Source organism: Bradyrhizobium sp. 190 (genome assembly GCF_023073415.1).
Classification (GTDB): Bacteria; Pseudomonadota; Alphaproteobacteria; order Rhizobiales; family Xanthobacteraceae; genus Bradyrhizobium.
This window is the reverse complement of sequence record NZ_JADPJL010000005.1, coordinates 437,179-453,605: the sequence shown is the minus strand read 5'-3', so window position 1 is coordinate 453,605 and position 16,427 is coordinate 437,179. Positions and strand designations below refer to the sequence as shown.

Genomic DNA, 16,427 nt, shown 5'->3' with positions numbered 1-16,427 from the left:
TGACGGCTGGTTACGAGGAATTCCGCGATCCTGCAATGGCTCGCAAGCGCTTGGCGCATATACTATGTAGATAAGGACCGGCTGAACCCGCCAGGGGCCGGATTTTTGGCCGGGAGCCGGGAAGCGACCGACTTGAGTATTCCGAATATCATTACGCTGGGGCGCATCATTCTGGTCCCGGTCATCGTCTGGGCGATCGTTTCCAGCCAGATGGAAATCGCCTTCGCGATTTTCGTCATTGCCGGGGTCAGCGACGCCGTCGACGGCTTTCTCGCCAAGCGGTTCAACATGCAGAGCGAACTGGGCGCCCTGCTCGATCCGCTCGCCGACAAGGCGCTGCTGGTGTCGATCTTCGTGGCACTCGGCATCTGGGGCGCGGTGCCGCGCTGGCTCGTCATCCTCGTGGTGTCGCGCGACATCATGATCGTCACGGCCGTGATCGTCTCATGGCTGTTCGACAAGCCGATTCCGATGAAACCGCTGATGGTGTCGAAGCTCAACACGGTCGCACAGGTGGCGTTCGCGGCGCTGGTACTGGCTTCGCTCGGTTTCAATTTCAAGCCGGCGCCCTATGACGTGATCCTGATGGGTTTTGTTACGGTCTTTACTTTGGTTTCCGTCTCGCTCTATCTCGTCGAGTGGGTCCGGCACATGAGCACGATCGAAGCGCGCTAAATCGTCCCACTTCGCTTAAAAACGCTATGAAGGCTGTAATATCCCGGCCTGGAGATTTGCGTGGCAGTCCGCGTTCAACCTCGTCAGCTAGCCTTTGCGTTGCCGCATGCGGAGAGCTTGACCCGCGACAATTTCCTCGAAGGGCCGGCCAATGAAGCTGCTCTCTCGCTGATCGAGAGCTGGCCGGACTGGCCGAACCGCATCATGCTGCTGGTGGGACCGGAGGGCTCCGGCAAGAGCCATCTCGCCGCGATCTGGGCCGAACAGGCCGGCGCGCGTGCGACATCGGCGCATGCGCTCAACCCCGCTGCCGTCCCCGGCGCGCTCGCCACCGGGGCGCTGGTCGTCGAAGACCTGAGACCGGCCGACTTCGACGAGCGCGCGATGTTTCACCTCCTGAACCTGGCGCGCGAGGACGAGGCGTTCGTCCTGATCACGGGGCGCGTTCCGCCTGTCGCGTTCGAGGTCGAACTGCGCGATCTCAGGTCGCGGCTGCGCGCCGCCCCCGTCGTGTCGCTATCCCCGCCCGACGACCTCTTGTTTCGCGGCCTGATCGTCAAATTCTGCGCGGACCGCCAATTGAGCATCGACGAGGCTGTCGTGAGCTACCTCGCCACCCGGATCGAGCGCTCCTATTCCGCCGCCCGCCAGGCGGTCGACCTCCTGGATACCGAGGCGCTGCGGCTCGGCCGGCCGGTAACCCGGGCGCTGGCCGCGGAACTGCTGCGCAACGCCTGATCGGACGGCTGCGTGCTGCTTCCTGCCGCCTTGACGGCGGCAACGGGCGGAACGTCAATGTCATTGAAACGTCATCGGCGTATCACATGCTGCAGGCCGCAATCCCGTAAATTAGCCCACACCTCTCCCGAGATGGATCAAAGCCTTATGGAATCGGCACAAGTAATTGAAATAAAAGAAAAAGAACCAATTGCCGAGGCTCCGTCCACGATTGCCACGAGCCCGGAGCGCTTCATCAATCGGGAACTATCCTGGCTGCATTTCAACCGCCGGGTGCTCGAGGAATCGGTCAATCCAGGCCATCCCCTGCTGGAACGGGTCCGGTTCCTGTCGATTTCGGCCAATAACCTTGATGAGTTCTTCATGGTCCGCGTTGCCGGTATTAAGGCACAGGTCCGTGAAGGTATTGCTGAACGTAGCCCTGACGGCATGACGCCGTCCGAGCAGCTCACCCTCATCAACAAGACGGTTTCGGCGCTCGCCTCCGACCAGCAGGCGATCTGGCGCGATCTGCGCACCACCCTGTCGGGGACGGGCATCATACTCGTCGACGGCCACGACTTCACAAAGACGGAGCGGGGCTGGCTCGAGGATCACTTCCTCCGCAACATCTTCCCGCTGCTGACGCCACTGGCGATCGATCCGGCGCACCCCTTCCCCTTCATCCCGAGCCTCGGCTTCACCATCGCGCTGCAGTTGGCGCGCGTCGCCGACGGCAAGCCCATGAACGCGCTGATCCGCATGCCCGGCAAGATCGACCGGTTCATCCGCATGCCCGCCGGCAAGGATGGCACGGTGCACCTGATCCCGCTGGAGCAAGCCACCGGCCTGTTCATCGGCCGCCTGTTCCCCGGCTACACCGTCAAGGGCCAGGGCGCCTTCCGCATCATCAGGGACTCCGAACTCGAAATCGAGGAAGAGGCCGAAGACTTGGTTCGCCTGTTCGAGACCGCGCTGAAGCGACGGCGGCGGGGTTCGGTGATCCGCCTCGAGATGGAAGCCAAGATGCCGGAAGAACTGTGTGGCTTCGTGCGGCAGGCGCTTTCGGCGGCCGACGACGAAGTGTTTCTGGTCGATGGCGTGCTGGCCATGAACGAGCTCTCGCAGCTCACACGGCTCGATCGGCCCGACCTCGAATTCACGCCCTATGTGCCGCGCCATCCCGAGCGCGTGCGCGACCATGGCGGCGACATCTTCGCCGCGATCCGGCAAAAGGACCTGATCGTCCATCACCCCTACGAATCCTTCGACGTCGTCGTGCAGTTCCTGCAGCAGGCGGCCCGCGACCCCGATGTCGTCGCCATCAAGCAGACGCTCTACCGCACCTCGAACAATTCGCCGATCGTGCGCACGCTTGCCGAAGCGGCCGAGGCCGGCAAATCGGTGACCGCCCTGATCGAATTGAAGGCGCGGTTCGACGAGGAAGCCAATATCCGCTGGGCGCGCGACCTCGAACGCGCCGGCGTGCAGGTGGTGTATGGCTTTCTCGAACTGAAGACCCACGCCAAGCTGTCGATGGTGGTGCGGCGCGAGGGCGGCAATTTGACGACCTATGTGCATACCGGCACCGGCAACTATCATCCGGTCACCGCGCGCATCTATACCGATCTCTCCTACTTCACGTCGGACCCGATCATCGGCCGCGACGCGGCGCGGGTGTTCAACTACATCACCGGCTATGCCGAGCCGAGCGACATCGAGCGGATGGCGGTGTCGCCGCTGACGCTGCGCAAGCGCATCATCGAACACATCAAGGGCGAGGCCAATCACGCCCGGCACGGCAAGCCGGCGGCGATCTGGATGAAGATGAACTCGCTGGTCGACCCCGATGTCATCGACGCGCTGTACGAGGCGTCGCAGGCCGGCGTATCGATCGATCTGGTGGTGCGCGGCATCTGCTGCCTGCGGCCAGGCATTCCCGGATTTTCCGAGAACATCCGGGTCAAATCGATCATCGGCCGCTTCCTGGAGCACGGCCGAATCTACTGCTTTGGTATGGGGCAGGGCCTGCCCAGCGCCAAAGCGGCTGTGTATATCTCGTCCGCCGACATGATGCCGCGGAACCTCGATCGCCGCGTCGAAGTGCTTTGTCCGTTGCAAAATCCCACGGTACATCAGCAGGTTCTCGAACAGATCATGGTCGCCAACCTGAAGGATACCGAGCAGAGCTGGCAGTTGTTGCCGGACGGGTCCTCAACGCGTATGAAGACCGCGAAAGGCGAAGAGCCGTTCAATCTGCACAACTATTTCATGACCAATCCGAGTCTGTCAGGCCGTGGAAAGTCTCTCAAGGAATCTTCGCCGCGCCGCCTCACGCGCCGTAACGAACGCCAGCAATCGCCATAAGGGACCGCGGCTGTGAAGCGACCGCGCAAGCGCGCTTCCAGCGTCGCCGTCATCGACATCGGTTCGAACTCGGTTCGTCTCGTCGTCTATGAGACGATGACGCGCAGCCTCGTCACCATCTTCAACGAGAAGGCGCTGTGCGGGCTCGGCCGCGAGGTGCAGAGTACCGGCCTGCTGTCGGCCGACGCTGTCGCCAAGGCCCTGACCTCGCTACGGCGGTTTCGTGCCCTGTGCCGCATTCAGCAGGTCGGCCGCGTCTATGCGATCGCCACCGCGGCCTGCCGCGACGCCTCCAATGGTCCCGACTTTATCGCCAAGGCCGAACGCATCTGCGGCGTTCCCATTGAAATCCTGTCGGGGCCACGCGAGGCGAAACTATCCGCGCTCGGCGTCGTGTCCGGCATCCACAATCCTGACGGCGTCGTCGGCGATCTCGGCGGCGGCTCGCTCGAACTGATCGACGTGCATGGCAGCCGCGTCAGCAGCGGCGTCACGCTGCCGCTCGGAAGCCTCGCGCTGCAGGACCTCTCGGACAAATCTCTGAAGCGCGCCGAACGCATCGTCAGTAACGATCTGTCTGGCGTGACCCAGCTCAAGGCCGGCAGTGGCCGCACCTTCTACGCGGTCGGCGGCACCTGGCGCGCGCTGGCGCGCATCCACATCGTCCAGAGCGGCTATCCGCTGCGGGTGATGCACGGCTATGAGTTGCCGGCCGCCGACGCGCTGGATTTCGCGCGGCGCCTGCGCCGGCTCGCGGCGGCCAACATGCTCGCCGATATCGAAGTGGTCGCCGATGCACGGCGTCCGCTTCTGACCTATGCCGCGCTGGTGCTCGAATACATCATCCGCGTCGGCCGCCCGAAGACGATCGTGTTTTCGACCTTCGGTGTGCGCGAAGGCCTGCTCTACGAGATGCTGCCGCCGCAGGAACGCGCCAAGGACGGCTTCATCTGCGCGGCCCAAACCCTCAACGGGCTGCTGTCGCGCTCCGCGCGCCACGCCGAGGAACTGGTCGCATGGACGGATCGGCTGGTGCGAGTTGTGAAGCTGCGTGAGACCGCGGAGGACCGCCGCCTGCGCCACGCCGCCTGCCTGCTCTCCGATGTCGGCTGGCGCGTGCATCCCGATCATCGGGGCGAGGAAACGCTGAGCCTGATCACCAACGGCAATTTCGGCTCGATCAGCCATCAGGGCCGCGCCTTTGTCGCGCTGTCGGTGTTCTACCGTTACGCGGGCTTAAGCGAGGAAAACGAACCGCCGGCCCGCATTCGCGAACTGGTGCCGCCCGCGATGGATGAACGCGCCCGCATTCTCGGCGCGGCGTTTCGCGTCGCGCATCTGATTTCGGCGGCGCGCACCGGCGTGTTGCCCGCGACGCATTTCCGTACCAGCGGCCGCAACCTGATGCTGATGTTCGAACACCGCATGGTCGATCTCGTCGCCGACCGCGTCGGCAGCCGCTTCAAGCAACTGGCGCGGCTGGTCGGGCGCGCCGGCTCGATTGTGCGAAGCTGACGGGCCGAACGAGCCGATTGGCTAGGTAAGTCGAGATTGATTGATGTGGCTTACTCGACGTCCGCCATGCCCCGACAGCGTCCAAATTCCGCATCGCAGCGAAAATGACGCGATGTGCCAGCAGCGGTCATTTATCAGAAGTTGAACTGCCGCTCGTCGTGTGAGCGAGCCCGCCATGCCGGCACCATTGGACAGCCTCATCCAGAAGATTGGCGCTCCAGAAGACACCCGTCCCTCCACCAAGGGATATAGGCCCCGAGGTCCTCGTGCTCGGTCTAGCGGCTGGATGGCTGTCCGCGCTCCTGGGGGCGGCTGCGACGGCTATCCAGCCGCTGGCGCCGAGATCGCCGCTAAAGTAACATTCCACCGGATCGCTCGACGGCGACTGATCGGTCGCAATGGATAGTGCGGCCAGTTTTTCACGGGTTCACGATCGGGCTGCGTCTGAGGGTCAATTGATGGCCACTGTAATGACCAGTGTCTCGTCGTCGCCAAGGCCGACGCCACCCCGGGGCTATTTGGCCGTTATTCGTACCATCGACAAGTTCACGGAGTGGACCGGCCACCTCTTCGTGCTTCTCATCATTCCCTTGGTGTTCGCCAACGTTTTCGAGGTTTTCGCCCGCTACTTCTTCAGAAGCCCTACCGTCTGGGCGCTCGACGTGACGACCATGTCGTATGCGGCGCTCTTCATGCTGGGATCGGCGCTGGCGCTTCTCAAGGGTGCTCACGTGCGCACCGACATGCTGTGGGACGGGTTCTCGGACCGGACCAAAGGCATGATCGACAGCCTTGCCTTCATCCTGTTCTTCCTGCCGACGATGGCCGTGCTGTTCTATATCTCGATCGATGATTTCCTTTACTCGATTTCGATCGACGAGCGCTCAAGCTCCGGAGCCTGGACGCCGATATTGTGGCCGCTGCGCGGGGTTATCCCGCTCACCGCCTTCATGCTGTCACTGCAGGGCATCTCGGAGCTCATGAAGAGCCTGTGGGCGTGGCGCACCGGCGAATTCCTGACCAGGCACGAGAGGATCGAGGTCTGAACATGAGCTATTCCGAGCTCCTGGGCCTCATCATGCTCGTCTGCATGGTCGCCGTCATCTTCATCGGATTCCCGATCTCCTTCACGCTGCTGTTTCTCGCCATCATCTTCGGCGGTTTGGGATTAGGCTGGGAGCAGACCTTCAACCTGAGCTACCTGCAGATCTGGGGCACGATGAAGGACGAGATCTTTCCGGCCGTGCCGCTGTTCATCTTCATGGGCTACATGACCGAACAGGCCGGGCTGATGGAGCGCCTGTTCGGGGCCATGCGCAGCCTGCTGGCACCGGTACGCGGCTCGCTCTATCTGGCGGTGATCCTGACGGCGACCATCTTCGCCATGGCGACCGGCATCGTCGGCGCGGCCGTCACGGTGCTCGGCATCATGGCCGCGCCGATGATGATCAAGACCGGCTACGACGCCCGGCTCTCCTCGGGCGCCATCGCTGCCGGCGGCACGCTCGGAATTCTCATTCCACCCAGCGTCATGCTGGTGGTGATGGGCCCGGTCATGGGCGTTCCCGTCAACCTGCTCTATTCGGCGGCGTTCGGGCCCGGCTTTCTGCTCGCCGGCTGCTACATCGCCTGCACGCTGACCCGAAGCTTCCTCAATCCCAAGCTCGGTCCGGCCATGACGATGGAGGAGCGCGAAGCCGCCTACAAGGAGATGACCACCGAGAGGGTAGGAATACCGGTACTGATCCTGGCGCTTCTCTGCCTCGTGGCGATTGTCTATCTGCTCATCTATCTGCTGCTCGGCGTTACCCGCGCCCCGTCTCTCGCGGTGACGATCGGCGGGATCAGCGTGTCGGTTGCGGCGCTGGTGCCGGCGCTGCTGGCGGCGTGGGCCTACGTCCGCAACGCCTATTTCCGAGCTGTCGTGCTGGGTATCGCACCGCTGAGCGCGCTGATCGGCTTTACGCTTGGCACCATTGTCGGCGGCCTGGCGACGCCGACCGAGGCCGCCTCCTGCGGAGCCTTCGGCGCCGCCATCCTGGCGCTCGTGTATCGCCGGCTTAGCGTGCAGTCGCTCACGAATGCCGGCATCGGCACGATGGTGACCTCCGCTATGGTGCTGTTCCTGGCAGTGGCCTCAACCGTGTTCGGCGCCGTCTTCACCAAGCTCGGCTCGGCCAGTCTGATCACCAACTACCTGCTCGCCGTTCCGCTGAGCGACTGGTGGAAGCTCGCTCTCATCATGGCGATCTTCTTCGTGCTCGGATGGCCGTTCGAATGGCCCGTGATCATCCTGGTGTTCCTGCCGATCGCCCTGCCGGTGGTGGAAAAGCTCCAGTTGGGCCTCGGCAAGCTCGACCTGCTGATCTGGTTCGGCACGCTTACCGCCGTCAACATGCAGACCGCTTATCTCAGTCCGCCCGTCGCCATGTCGGCCTACTATCTGCGCAACGTCGTGCCGAACTGGAGCCTCTCCACGATCTACAAGGGCATGGCCGACTACATGGTGATCCAGGCCTTCGTCCTCATCCTGCTGCTGGTGTGGCCGCAAATCGCGCTGTGGCTGCCGCATGCGGTGAGATAGCAACAAGGGCGGCGCTGCCGCCGCCCCTCGATTTGGTATTCCCCCGCTGCTACTTGCCCTCCTTTGGCGGCCAGTAATAGTCCGCCTGAAAAGCGTAGGGCGGGAACATGAAGCGCTTGGCCGGCACCACCTTGGCGGCATACGCCTTCTGGGAGTCGTAGACCTTCTTGAAGAACGGATTCTTGGCCGACTCGGCGGCAGCGAATTCATCCCAGGTCTTGAGGAAGGCCTGGTTGATCTCGGCCGGCGTGGTCAGCAGCTTCACGCTGTGCTTCTCCGCGAATTCGGCAATCGCGTCCGCGTTCTGCCGCTGATAACTCGCCCACCAGCGGAGAAACGTTTCCGAAAGCGCCGACTTGATGGCCTCCCTGTTCTGGTCCGGCAGGCTGTCCCAAACGTCCTTGTTGAAGGCCATCTCGGCCACGGATGCGCTCTCGTGCATGCCGGGCGTGTAGTGGAACTTCCACACGGTGTGCAACCCGAGCCGCTGATCCTCGATGCCGCCGACCCACTCGGCACAGTCGATGGTACCGCGCTCAGCCGCCGGCAGGATCTCACCGCCCGGCATGTTGACGACGGCCATGCCCATCTTGGAATAGAGTTCGGCAACGATGCCCGTCTGTCGGCACTTCATGCCGCGGAAGTCGTTGAGGTCCTTGATCGGACGCTTGAACCAGCCGAGCGCCTGCGGGCTCGGCGGCATGCTGGGGAACGCGACCAGGTTGAGCTTGAGCTCCTTCTGGTAGAACTCATTCCACAGATCGAGGCCCCCGCCCTCGTATACCCAGCCGATGAAGTCGACAGGATCCATGCCGGCAATACCGGCAGGCGTATTGGCGAACAGGGTCGCAGCCTTGTTCTTGCCGAACCACCAGTAGGAGATGCCCCAGGCGCCATCGATAACCTTCTTGTGCGCTGCGTCGAGAATCTCGAACGGCGGGACGATCGCACCGCCCGGCAACGCCTCGATCTTGAGCTGGCCCGCTGTCAACTTGTCCACCCGGTCAGCGAAGAACTTCAAGGCATCCTGCGCCGTGGACGACGGTGGCACTGCCGATTGGACCTTTAGTGTTCGAGCCTGCTGCGCATGCGCCGTGACGGCCAGCGCCAATGTGGCAGTGACTGCCGCGACCAGAGCCGTCCCCGTAAGCGAACTGATTTTCATTGTCGACCTCCTCTCTAGCGTTGGATGTTTGCCTCCCTCTAACAGTGTGCAGGCGAGCCATTCGGGCGCCGCCGGCGAACAATCCTACCGCGGATGAGGTGCCTTCAGCCAGAGCGACCCTCCGGAGCGGCTTACTTGCCAATGAGACGAATTTCCCTGCGAAATGGCTGCCGGGCGACAGGGCCGATTAGGTCATTCGCGACCGGGTCAAGCCAACAGCAAGTCGGGCCATGTCCGCTATGCCGCTAGTTTGGTCGCGCGGTGCCCTCATACATGAAAGTCATCGGCTTGGGTCCGGGCATATAGCCCGTTTCCACCCGATCGATCCTGAAGCCGGCACTTTCGATCATCGCGCTGACGGGTCGATTGAGATGACAGCCGCCACTGATGCATTTCCAGGCAGGCGTCAGCCAGTCCTGCCATCGCCGCACACTCTTGTCCGGCGCCATGCCATGCTCCACGAACAAGAGCTTGCCGCTCGGCCGAAGCACGCGACGCATTTCGGTGAGCGCCATGGCGGCATCTGGAATGCTGCACAGGGTCCAGGTGGTCACAACGGTATCAACGCTGCGATCATCGAGTGGAATGGCTTCTGCTGACGCTTCGACGAAGCTGACATGCATGCCCGGATGCAGAGCATGACGAGCCATTGCCGTGAGTTGAGGAGACGGCTCCAGCGCCAGCAATTCCGTTACTTGCGACCGATAGAAGGGCAAATTCCGACCCGAACCGATCCCGATCTCGAGCACGCGGCCTTCGGCCGCGCCGATCACCCGCTCGCGATACGGCCGAAGTTGCTTGTTCCGCATCGCGAGATCGCAAACCTTCGGCAGGATGACATCGTTGTAGAAGCCCATGGCTCCCGAACCCTTCCGACGATCAAAAATACCACCAGCAGCCGGCAAGGTGGATCGAGCGTTCGCGGGGACAATTTTCGCATAATCCAGTCTGTTCCATCACGAAGCCGCGGGTTTCGTTGACATAATTCCAATGCACCACGTTGCGTTGGACCAATCGGGTCTGATCCAGCGCGCCGGCATTAATGCGGAGGCCAGAACATTTTCGGTCGCTGCGGCTTGAAGTAGCGGCCGCCCCGCTTGCGCTGGCCGTCAAGCAAGGAGCCCACCATGCACGCCCGCGAAATGATCGGCACCCACCCGGCCGTCCAGGGCCAGATCGACGACGCCCTGATCCGCTGCATCGAGGAATGTTATTCCTGCGCCCAGACCTGCACCTCCTGCGCCGACGCCTGCCTGTCGGAGCGCATGGTGCAGGAGCTGACCCAGTGTATCCGACTGGACCTGGATTGCGCCGACATCTGCAACATCACCGGCCGCATCATGACCCGCCGGACAGGCTCCGACGACGAAGTGATGCGCCGCATGCTCAGCGTCTGCGCCGCCGCCTGCCGGCTTTGCGCGGAGGAGTGCCAGAAGCACGCCGCCATGCATGAACATTGCCGCATCTGCGCGGAAAGCTGCCGCCGCTGCATGGAGGCCTGCCAGGAATTGGCACGCGGCATGGCGCATTAGCGCGCGAGGCGGGCGCGAGTTAACCCTCGCGCCTGAATACGCTGAACTGGAAGATCTGTCGGGACTCCCACGGGGTCGCGTGTTCGTGCCGCTGCGTGTGGACCAGCTTGAATGTGGCGCCGAGCGTCTGTCCGAGGCTCGCACTGTCATAGCGTGCGACCGGCAGGCCGCTGCACTTTTCAGGTCCGTCGAGCGCGAAGGTGGCGATGATGGCGTGCCCGCCGATTTTCAGGCCCCGCTCAAGGCGGGCGATATAGCCGGCGCGATCGCTTGCGTCGGTGAGAAAGTGGAACGCCGCCCGGTCGTGCCAGATGTCGTAGGCCCTGGCCGGCTCCCAGGTCGTCGCGTCCGCAACGATCCAGCTAACGCGCTCGGCGCTGGCGCCAACATGGCTCTCAAGGCGGCTTCTTGCGGCAGCCAATGCCGCGTCCGACAGATCGAGCACGGTGACATCCTCAAACCCCTGCTCGACGAGATTGTCGACCAGCCGCGAAACGCCGCCGCCAATGTCGATGATGGCCGACTTACGCGTGGCGCCTGCCTGCCCGATCAAGTCGAGCGAAGGCGCCGGGCTTTGCTGAAACCAGCTGACCTCGTTCTCGCCCTTGGTAGCGTAGACGGTCTCCCAATGGGCCTGACGGCTGGCATCTCCCATGAGCCTCACCTCCCTGTCCTACATGGTCATGCCGCCCGTCTTCGACAACGAGCCAACGATCATGTCGCTGGCGTTCGCGCCCGCAGCTCGCTTCGCGGATGGCCGCGAGAGCAGACAGTGAGGCATAACCAGCGGGATATAGTAAGCTCAAGAACCGGCGGTTCCCGGGGGTAGAACTACCGGCTACAGCCTCACGCTTTTCGACTTGACTAACCCATATCTCTGTAGTTATGGATCAATCAATAACCCAAAGGTTATCGATCCCAAATGCCGAACGCCCACGACGTGCTCTTCAGAACACTCGCCGATCCTTCCCGTCGGGCGATCTTCGAGCGGCTGTGCCGCGAAGGAGAGCAGACGGTGGGAGCCCTGACGGCGCGGGCCGGGATCTCGCAACCGGCCGTCTCAAAACATCTCGGCGTTCTGAAACAAGCTGGGCTGGTGCGCGACCGCCACCAAGGCCGACAGACGCATTACAGCGCGCAGCTCGGCGCCCTGGCCCCGCTGATCGACTGGACGAGCGAGATGGCGGGGTTCTGGCAGAGGAAATTCGACGATCTCGAAGATCTACTCAAACGGATGGACCAATGACCAATACCGCGACTGAAACCCGCTCCGTCGTCGTCGAACGCGAGATGCCGCATCCGCCGGAAAAGCTCTGGCGCGCGCTCACGCAACCACACCTGATGGAGGAATGGCTGATGAAGAACGACTTCAAGCCTGTCGTGGGTCACCATTTCAATCTTCGCGGAGAATGGGGCGGCGTACTGGACTGCGAGGTCCTCGCCATCGAGCCGAACAAAGCGCTGTCCTACACCTGGAATTTCAAGCACGAGGATGCAGCCTTCAATCTGCAGAGCGTGGTGACATTTACGCTCACGCCAACGCGCACGGGGACCCTGCTGCGCATGGAGCAGACCGGCTTCCGGCCGGATCAGAAGCAGGCCTACGGCGGCGCCCACGCCGGCTGGCAGCAATTCTTCGCGAAGCTGGAAGAACTCGTGGCGCGGGCGGACTGAAACCGCCGCGTTGCGCTTCGGCTCGTTTCAAAGGAGGTCTCATTGAACTGGAATACGTCTATTCGGCAAATCCACCGCTGGCTGTCCATTGCCTTCACGGTGGCCGTCATCGTCAACGTCATCGCCATGATGCAGGAGAAACAAGCCGCCTGGGTAGGTCTTCTGGCGCTGTTCCCGCTGATCTTGCTTCTGCTCACCGGTCTGTACATGTTCGTGCTGCCCTATGCCGCCAAATGGCGCAGCGCGCGGGGCATCAGCGGATAGGAGTGCAGCCAATGGTCGGCAAGACACCCGCAAAGTCGGCGAAGGTCGCAAAGAAGGCCGCCGCAAAGCCCGTCCTGCTCTCAGGCGGAAACCCGCAGATCGCGAAAGGGGACGGCGACGTCCCCGTGCAGGCCTACATCGAGGCCATGCCAGGCTGGAAACGCGACATCGGGCGCCACCTCGATGCGCTCATCGTGCGCACCGTCCCCGGCGTGCGCAAGGCAGTCAAATGGAATACGCCCTTCTATGGCGTCGAGGACCAGGGCGGCTGGTTCATCGCCTTTCACTGTTTTACGAAGTACGTCAAAGTGACCTTCTTCCGCGGCACGTCGCTGCGCCCTCTCCCGCCCGGCGAGTCCAAGCACAAGGAAGTGCGCTACCTCGACATTCGCGAGGACGAGCAGTTTGACGAAGCTCAGTTCATCGCCTGGGTAAAGCAGGCCAGCCAATTGCCCGGCGAACGAATGTGAGCGGAGCGACGACAGCCATGAAGAAAGCGACAGGTTTGAAGAAGAGCAGCGCGAGCGAAGCAAGAGGCGGAAGCTCTCCCTCCCGGCAGATCGATGCGAGAATCAAGGAGCTGGGCGATTGGCGCGGCGATACGCTCGCGCGTATCAGAAGCATCATCAAGCAGGCCGTCCCCGAAGTGGTCGAGGAGTGGAAGTGGCGGGGCGTTCCGGTGTGGGAGCACGATGGAATCATCTGCACCGGCGAGACCTACAAGGCTGTCGTGAAGATGACCTTCGCCAAGGGCGCCGCGCTGGACGATCCGTCAGGCCTCTTCAATTCCTGCCTCGAAGGCAACGTCCGGCGCGCCATCGATATCCACGAGGGCGACAAGATCAATGAGAAGGCGTTGAAGGCGCTCATTCGCGAGGCCGCGGAACTGAACATGTCTGCGCGCGCTGCCCGGACGAAATCAAAGAGCGCTTGAGGAGACGACGGCAACTGGCTCGGTCGACGTTACAAGGTCACGGCGCCTTCGCCCGCAATTGCACAAAGCTTACAATGCGGCCCGCAATCGCACTGGCCGCCACCGTAGACGGGCTCGCCAGCCAGACTTGTCCTGGCCCGGAACGTCCCGGAAAATTGCGGTTGATCGCGCTCACTGTCACCTGTTCGGCTCGATCGGAGACGCCGGGGCCGGCGTTCACGCACGCGCCGCAACCCGGTTCGATCAGTTCGACGCCCGCGCGTTCAAACACGTCAAGCATTCCGCTCTGCACGCAATAATCGCGGACATCCTGACTGCCGAACTGGAGAAAGAAACGTGTGCCGGGAGCTACCCGCATGCCCCTTTGCGCCGCCCATTCGAGCACGGCATGGTAATGCAACAAGTCTTCGCGCTTGCCGCCGGTGCATGAGCCACCATAGGCGATATCGATCCCCACCGTCTCGGCCAGTTCCGATACGGCAATGCCGTGACCGGGATCGCCAGGCCTCGCCAGCATCGGCTCGAGCCTGTCGCACTCGACTTCGATGACGTGAGCGAATTCGGCGTCCTCGTCGCTGCACATCCAGGGCTCCAGTTGCAAGTCGGTGCCACGGCGGTCCCTCACAAAGCGCCGTGTCTCTTCGTCAGGCACAACAATTCCACTGAAGCCGCCGATCTCCGCCACCATGTTGGTCAGGGTCGCGCGCTCGTCAGTGGACAGGACCGACAACGCTTCGCCACAATACTCGATCACCTGACCGATTGCCTTTCCCTCGCGCACATAGGGCAAGCGCAACAAATGCAGAACTATATCCTTCGCCTCAACGCCTGCCGGAAGCCGGCCATTGAGCCGCACACGGCATGTCCGTGGGACTTCGACGCGCACTTCTCCCGTCATCCATGCGTTTGCCATCTCGGACGTACCGATGCCAAAGGCCAATGCCCCCAATGCGCCGCAGTGGGGCGTATGGGAGTCGGTGCCGACGACCAATTGACCAGGCCGAACGTAACGCTCGGTCATGATCGAATGGCTGATGCCTTCCGAGCCATCACGGTCCGCAAGGTAGTCGTGCAAACGCAGCCCGTGCGTTTCGCAGAATTGCTTTTGAACCTTGGCCAATGCCTGAGCCGCTTCGAGTAGCCCTTGCGCACGCCGCTCCGGTGACATGCTCCGGTGGATGAAAGGCAAGTGATCGCCAAAGCATACGATGCTCGCGCGATCATGCAGCGTGATCTGGTCGCCCATCTCGCGCTTGAGAAAGCTGATGCACATCGGCGACACATATTCATGCGCGTAGCGCCAATCCGCCCTTGCGAAAATTGCATCTCCAGGCCGAACCGCGTCGGAATTGTCGGCGGAAGCGCGTGCGATGATCTTTTCGGCATAGGTCATCGGCCGCGGTGCGGTGGCTTGCGTGGTCGGCGACCATCCGTCCTTTCGCGCGCGCGCCAGCTTGAACAACCCTCCCCGGCGAATGAGCTCGGCCGTGAGTTCGTCCTCTCCTTGCGTGAACTCGCTGATAGGAATGCTCTCGCCGCGGCGGATGCGTTCGATCAATCCGAAATCGGTCGAGGTGTAGATACCGAGGTTGCGGCAGTTCTGCCGATAGATCCGCTCAAAACTTTCGGCAATCACCAGCCGGATGCCGGCACACCACTCGGCATAGGGACTGGCCTCCCGCGACGAACCCTTGCCGTAGCGCCGTCCCACTACCGTCACGCCGAACCCGCCGGCCTTGACGCTGCCGGCGGACACCGGCAGGCGCTGACCGCATTTCAGGCCCAGATAAGGATATTCCCCGAGCTTTTCGTCGTAATAATAGCAGATCCAGGCCGGAGTGATCTCGTCGGTCGACACGTCGCTGCGCAACGGCAACGCATCGGCCAGCAAGACATCCGTCCCCCGCAACTGGCTCTCCACCACATCAGCGTCTTCAGTCAGGAACAAGATACGGCCCTCAAACCGGACCTGTTCGTTCGATACCGCCATGATGCTTCCTCGCTCACTCGCCGGTAATGCCGAGAGCTCGGACCAGCTCACCGCGCGCCTGATAGTCGACCTCGATCTGGCGCCTGAAATCATCAGGCGTACCGCCGACGGCGACCATGCGCTGCTTGTCCAGCCAGGCGCGCATCGAATCCGTTTCAAGTATCCGGTTCACTTCCTTGTTCAAGGTAGCGATCACCGGTTTTGGCGTATTCGTTGGGAGCATGAACCCGATGTAGCTGATGATCTTGAACTGCGGAAAGGTTTCGCTGATCGCCGGCACGTCGGGAAGCAACGGGAATCGCTTTTCCGATGTGACGCCGAGCACCTTGATCTTGCCCGCCGTCGCCAGCGGCTCCACCGCCGTGGGTGCGCCGAACAGCAACGGTATTTGCCCGCCCAGGAGGTCGTTCACCGACGCCGCCGTTCCCTTGTAGGGAATGTGGGTCATGGTGAAGCCGCCGTACTTCTGCAGCATCTCGCCGGCGAGGCGGTGCGGCGTCGAGCTACCCGAACTCCCAAAGCTCAAATTCTGCGTCTCTTGCTTGCCCAGCGCGACGAGCTCGGCCACCGAATTCGCCGGCACATTGTTGGCCGCGGCAAGCAGCAGCGGCGACCATGCGACGTTGACGACCGGCTCCATCGCCTTCGAAAGGTCGAAGTGATTGCTGGTGGCGAGGTGCGGATCGATCGTCACCATCGCATCCGTCACCATGAGGATGGTGTATCCATCAGGCTCGGCGCGCGCGGCGGCCTGGGCCGCGATCATGCCGTTGGCCCCCGTCTTGTTCTCGATGACGACGGATATTTTGAGGTTCTCACCGAGTTGCTTGCCCACGATCCGGGCCAGGGCGTCGGCCTGCCCTCCTGCGGAATAGCCGACCAGCATCGTGATCGATCGCGATGGATATGGCTGTGCCTTTGCAGGCAACGCGATCGCGCTCAGCGTAAGCGCCACGGTCGCCACACCGAGGATGCGCGCTTTCGCTCGAACCAGTTTGCCGAAAATCATA

18 protein-coding genes are annotated in these 16,427 nt (G+C 62.5%); 13 read left to right on the top strand and 5 right to left on the bottom strand.

Translation table 11 applies throughout. The features are described 5' to 3' along the window. The first annotated feature begins 132 nt into the window (after nt 1-132). The 6 genes from IVB22_RS03425 (at nt 133) to IVB22_RS03400 (ending at nt 7,858) form a co-directional block, all read left to right on the top strand. Entirely contained in the window at nt 133-675 is a 543-nt protein-coding gene (locus IVB22_RS03425; RefSeq protein WP_247515891.1) for a CDP-alcohol phosphatidyltransferase family protein, read from the top strand. Between the two features lie 60 nt (nt 676-735). Beyond that, nucleotides 736-1,413 carry a DnaA ATPase domain-containing protein gene (locus IVB22_RS03420; RefSeq protein ID WP_247515890.1) on the top strand — a complete coding sequence of 226 codons (678 nt, stop codon included), beginning with the start codon at nt 736-738 and terminating at the stop codon, nt 1,411-1,413. Between the two features lie 147 nt (nt 1,414-1,560). Beyond that, nucleotides 1,561-3,759: an RNA degradosome polyphosphate kinase gene (locus tag IVB22_RS03415; RefSeq protein ID WP_247515889.1), complete on the top strand. Its 2,199-nt coding sequence runs from the start codon at nt 1,561-1,563 to the stop codon at nt 3,757-3,759. A gap of 12 nt (nt 3,760-3,771) precedes the next feature. Continuing rightward, nucleotides 3,772-5,274: an exopolyphosphatase gene (gene ppx / locus IVB22_RS03410; RefSeq protein ID WP_247515888.1), complete on the top strand. Its 1,503-nt coding sequence runs from the start codon at nt 3,772-3,774 to the stop codon at nt 5,272-5,274. A gap of 518 nt (nt 5,275-5,792) precedes the next feature. After that, complete coding sequence (locus tag IVB22_RS03405) at nt 5,793-6,320, top strand: TRAP transporter small permease subunit (protein ID WP_247515887.1); 528 nt, start codon at nt 5,793-5,795, stop codon at nt 6,318-6,320. A 2-nt stretch (nt 6,321-6,322) separates the two neighbouring features. After that, nucleotides 6,323-7,858: a TRAP transporter large permease subunit gene (locus tag IVB22_RS03400; protein WP_247515886.1), complete on the top strand. Its 1,536-nt coding sequence runs from the start codon at nt 6,323-6,325 to the stop codon at nt 7,856-7,858. A 49-nt stretch (nt 7,859-7,907) separates the two neighbouring features. Here the strand turns inward: IVB22_RS03400 and IVB22_RS03395 are convergent, their stop codons facing one another. Then, the gene (locus IVB22_RS03395; protein WP_247515885.1) at nt 7,908-9,023 is read right to left on the bottom strand and encodes a TRAP transporter substrate-binding protein; all 1,116 of its coding nucleotides are present in this window, start codon (nt 9,021-9,023) and stop codon (nt 7,908-7,910) included. A 245-nt stretch (nt 9,024-9,268) separates the two neighbouring features. Beyond that, complete coding sequence (locus IVB22_RS03390) at nt 9,269-9,880, bottom strand: class I SAM-dependent methyltransferase (RefSeq protein WP_247515884.1); 612 nt, start codon at nt 9,878-9,880, stop codon at nt 9,269-9,271. A 270-nt stretch (nt 9,881-10,150) separates the two neighbouring features. On the opposite strand from IVB22_RS03390, the gene IVB22_RS03385 reads away from it, so the two are divergent. Beyond that, complete coding sequence (locus IVB22_RS03385) at nt 10,151-10,555, top strand: four-helix bundle copper-binding protein (protein WP_247515883.1); 405 nt, start codon at nt 10,151-10,153, stop codon at nt 10,553-10,555. 19 nt (nt 10,556-10,574) lie between these two features. On the opposite strand, the gene IVB22_RS03380 is transcribed toward IVB22_RS03385, so the two are convergent. Beyond that, nucleotides 10,575-11,210, bottom strand: coding sequence for a trans-aconitate 2-methyltransferase (locus tag IVB22_RS03380; RefSeq protein ID WP_247515882.1), 636 nt, complete (start codon nt 11,208-11,210; stop codon nt 10,575-10,577). Here IVB22_RS03380 and IVB22_RS41315 point away from each other — a divergent pair. The 6 genes from IVB22_RS41315 to IVB22_RS03355 all read left to right on the top strand — a co-directional run bounded on the left by IVB22_RS41315 (nt 11,209) and on the right by IVB22_RS03355 (nt 13,427). Then, nucleotides 11,209-11,331 (top strand): hypothetical protein, encoded by a 123-nt coding sequence (locus IVB22_RS41315; protein WP_256467371.1) that lies wholly within the window; start codon nt 11,209-11,211, stop codon nt 11,329-11,331. The two genes, IVB22_RS03380 and IVB22_RS41315, sit on opposite strands and share 2 nt — an antisense overlap. Nucleotides 11,332-11,477: 146 nt before the next feature. Further along, entirely contained in the window at nt 11,478-11,801 is a 324-nt protein-coding gene (locus IVB22_RS03375) for a helix-turn-helix transcriptional regulator (RefSeq protein ID WP_247515881.1), read from the top strand. Further along, the gene (locus tag IVB22_RS03370) at nt 11,798-12,229 is read left to right on the top strand and encodes an SRPBCC domain-containing protein (RefSeq protein WP_247515880.1); all 432 of its coding nucleotides are present in this window, start codon (nt 11,798-11,800) and stop codon (nt 12,227-12,229) included. Before IVB22_RS03375 ends, IVB22_RS03370 begins: the two co-directional genes overlap by 4 nt. 42 nt (nt 12,230-12,271) lie before the next feature. Further along, nucleotides 12,272-12,493, top strand: a complete 222-nt coding sequence (locus tag IVB22_RS03365; RefSeq protein ID WP_247515879.1) for a hypothetical protein — start codon at nt 12,272-12,274, stop codon at nt 12,491-12,493. A gap of 11 nt (nt 12,494-12,504) precedes the next feature. Next, entirely contained in the window at nt 12,505-12,963 is a 459-nt protein-coding gene (locus IVB22_RS03360) for a DUF1801 domain-containing protein (RefSeq protein WP_247515878.1), read from the top strand. A gap of 17 nt (nt 12,964-12,980) precedes the next feature. Next, nucleotides 12,981-13,427, top strand: coding sequence for a DUF1801 domain-containing protein (locus tag IVB22_RS03355; protein WP_247515877.1), 447 nt, complete (start codon nt 12,981-12,983; stop codon nt 13,425-13,427). Between the two features lie 37 nt (nt 13,428-13,464). On the opposite strand, the gene IVB22_RS03350 is transcribed toward IVB22_RS03355, so the two are convergent. Together IVB22_RS03350 and IVB22_RS03345 are read right to left on the bottom strand one after the other, a co-directional pair. Then, nucleotides 13,465-15,417 (bottom strand): aconitase family protein, encoded by a 1,953-nt coding sequence (locus tag IVB22_RS03350; protein ID WP_247515876.1) that lies wholly within the window; start codon nt 15,415-15,417, stop codon nt 13,465-13,467. A 13-nt stretch (nt 15,418-15,430) separates the two neighbouring features. Beyond that, nucleotides 15,431-16,426: a tripartite tricarboxylate transporter substrate binding protein gene (locus tag IVB22_RS03345; protein WP_247515875.1), complete on the bottom strand. Its 996-nt coding sequence runs from the start codon at nt 16,424-16,426 to the stop codon at nt 15,431-15,433. Between the last annotated feature and the right edge of the window lies 1 nt (nt 16,427).

Coding starts and splice junctions, on each gene's coding strand:
- IVB22_RS03415 (WP_247515889.1), top strand. CDS start 1,561: ATGGAATCGGCACAAGTAATTGAAATAAAAGAAAAAGAACCAATTGCC.
- IVB22_RS03400 (WP_247515886.1), top strand. CDS start 6,323: ATGAGCTATTCCGAGCTCCTGGGCCTCATCATGCTCGTCTGCATGGTC.
- IVB22_RS03395 (WP_247515885.1), bottom strand. CDS start 9,023: ATGAAAATCAGTTCGCTTACGGGGACGGCTCTGGTCGCGGCAGTCACT.
- IVB22_RS03390 (WP_247515884.1), bottom strand. CDS start 9,880: ATGGGCTTCTACAACGATGTCATCCTGCCGAAGGTTTGCGATCTCGCG.
- IVB22_RS03385 (WP_247515883.1), top strand. CDS start 10,151: ATGCACGCCCGCGAAATGATCGGCACCCACCCGGCCGTCCAGGGCCAG.
- IVB22_RS41315 (WP_256467371.1), top strand. CDS start 11,209: ATGAGCCTCACCTCCCTGTCCTACATGGTCATGCCGCCCGTCTTCGAC.
- IVB22_RS03380 (WP_247515882.1), bottom strand. CDS start 11,210: ATGGGAGATGCCAGCCGTCAGGCCCATTGGGAGACCGTCTACGCTACC.
- IVB22_RS03375 (WP_247515881.1), top strand. CDS start 11,478: ATGCCGAACGCCCACGACGTGCTCTTCAGAACACTCGCCGATCCTTCC.
- IVB22_RS03370 (WP_247515880.1), top strand. CDS start 11,798: ATGACCAATACCGCGACTGAAACCCGCTCCGTCGTCGTCGAACGCGAG.
- IVB22_RS03360 (WP_247515878.1), top strand. CDS start 12,505: ATGGTCGGCAAGACACCCGCAAAGTCGGCGAAGGTCGCAAAGAAGGCC.
- IVB22_RS03355 (WP_247515877.1), top strand. CDS start 12,981: ATGAAGAAAGCGACAGGTTTGAAGAAGAGCAGCGCGAGCGAAGCAAGA.
- IVB22_RS03350 (WP_247515876.1), bottom strand. CDS start 15,417: ATGGCGGTATCGAACGAACAGGTCCGGTTTGAGGGCCGTATCTTGTTC.
- IVB22_RS03345 (WP_247515875.1), bottom strand. CDS start 16,426: ATGATTTTCGGCAAACTGGTTCGAGCGAAAGCGCGCATCCTCGGTGTG.